This window comes from Nocardia sp. NPDC004582, assembly GCF_053602115.1.
Map to the genome: position 1 here is coordinate 1 of NZ_JBSGCY010000292.1, position 1,698 is coordinate 1,698.

Annotated in this window: 2 protein-coding genes and 1 pseudogene; 1 reads left to right on the plus strand and 2 read right to left on the minus strand. The window is 72.0% G+C overall.

Annotation, left to right across the window (positions count from 1 at the left end):
* A partial coding sequence (locus ACWELJ_RS34095; protein ID WP_452370174.1) for an SURF1 family cytochrome oxidase biogenesis protein occupies nucleotides 1-953 on the minus strand: 953 nt, incomplete at its 3' end.
* Nucleotides 954-961: 8 nt separating this feature from the next.
* Entirely contained in the window at nucleotides 962-1,468 is a 507-nt protein-coding gene (locus ACWELJ_RS34100) for a low molecular weight protein-tyrosine-phosphatase (RefSeq protein ID WP_452370173.1), read from the minus strand.
* 44 nt (nucleotides 1,469-1,512) lie between these two features.
* Here ACWELJ_RS34100 and ACWELJ_RS34105 point away from each other — a divergent pair.
* A pseudogene (locus tag ACWELJ_RS34105) lies at nucleotides 1,513-1,698 on the plus strand (Rv2231c family pyridoxal phosphate-dependent protein CobC); the annotation flags it as partial.

Consider the following 1,698-nt stretch of genomic DNA (forward strand, 5'->3'; position numbering starts at 1 on the left):
GCGTGGTCTGCCAGGAGCCGTGCGCGATGCCGACCCGCTTGCCCTTCAGCGGTCACCTCGGTGACCCGTTTGGCCGGGGCCGGATCGTTGGGTTTGGCCGCCGGTGCGGGGGTGGGCGATGCGGCGGTGTCGTCTGTGGTCGCGGTCACCTCGGTGACCCGTTCGGCCGGGGTGGCGGGTTGGGCGGCGGCATCGGCCTTCTCACGGCGGCGGGCGCGGATCTCGGCCCAGACGAAGTAACCGAGACCCAGCGGCGCCATGACACCGAAGGCCAGCCATTGCAGGCCGTAGGACAGGTACGGGCCCGCGTCGAGCTGGGGGAGCTCGTCGGGGGTGAACGCTCCGGGCTGGCCCGCGTCGAGTTGCAGATACCCGCCGAGGCCGTCGGTCGGGATGGGGGTCAGCGGCAGGCCGAGAACGGTCGCTTCCTGCTGGGTGTCGGTCGTATAGACCTGCCGGAAGCCGTCTTCGATGGTCGGCGGCTTCTTCTCGATGACGCCCTCGGAGGCGCGGATGCGGGCCTCGAGATGCTGCGGCCCGGTGGGCGGGTCGGCGATGGCGGGCGGGCGGGTGCCGCCCTGCGCGGCCGCGATCTGGCCGCGGTCGACCAACAGGGTGCGGCCGTCGTCGAGCCGGAACGCGGCCAGCACGGTGTAGGCGGGCTGCCCGTCGAGGTGGCGCAAGCGCACCAGCACCGTCGACTCCGGGACGTAGCTGCCGGTGGCGGTGACGCGCCGCCATTCGGTGTTCTTGCCGTCGCCCGACAGCAGACCGGTGATGTCCACCGGGTCCGCGTGCACCGAGGCCGCGATGCGGTCGTTGCGTTCGGAGGTGCGGGTGTTCTTGCCCAGCTGCCAGGGCGCGAGCACGGTGAAGCACAGGTAGGCGAAACCGGCCACCACCACGGCCAGGATCAGCCAGCTCGGGCGCAGCAGGAAGGTGAGGCGACGCAGTAAGGAACTCATGCGTCCCGGCCTCCGGCCCGGCCGTCCTCGCCGAGCTGCTCGCGCACCCAGTCCAGCATCCCCGGCACGGCCGCCTCGATCTGCTCGCGCACCAGCGCGAAATCGGACTGGTCGCCGTAGTACGGGTCCGGCACCGAACGGCCGTCCGCCTCCGGGTCGAAACTGCGCAGCAGCCGCCGCCGATCCGACGGCACCCCCATCCGGGCCAGGTCCCGCTCGTGCCCGGTGTCGAGCGCCACCACCAGGTCGGCGTCGCGATGGTCGGCCCCGATCACCGCGGCGCTGTGCCCGGTCGGATACCCGTGCGCGATCAGCTCCCGATTGGTCCGGTGGTCGGCTTCGTCCCCGACATGCCAGCTGCCGGTGCCGGCGCTGCTCACCCGCACCCGATCCGCCAGTCCCGCGCGCTCGAGATGCGCGGCGAAGATCTTCTCGGCCATCGGGGACCGGCAGATATTGCCGGTGCAGATAAACGTCACATGCAGCTCGCCCACGACAGCCATTCTGGCCGGTAGGCACGGACGGCGGCCACGTAGGGTGGACGGCTGTGCCGGACGACACCGAGTTCCAGGATTTCGACCATGCCAGGCTGCGGCATCACGGAGACGTGGACGCGCGCCCGGGCATGGTGGATTTCGCGGTGAACGTCCAGGGGAGCGCGCCGCCGGAGTGGCTGCGGGAGCGGCTGGCGGGCCGGCTGGCGGAGCTGGGCCGGTACCCGGGCGACGCGGAC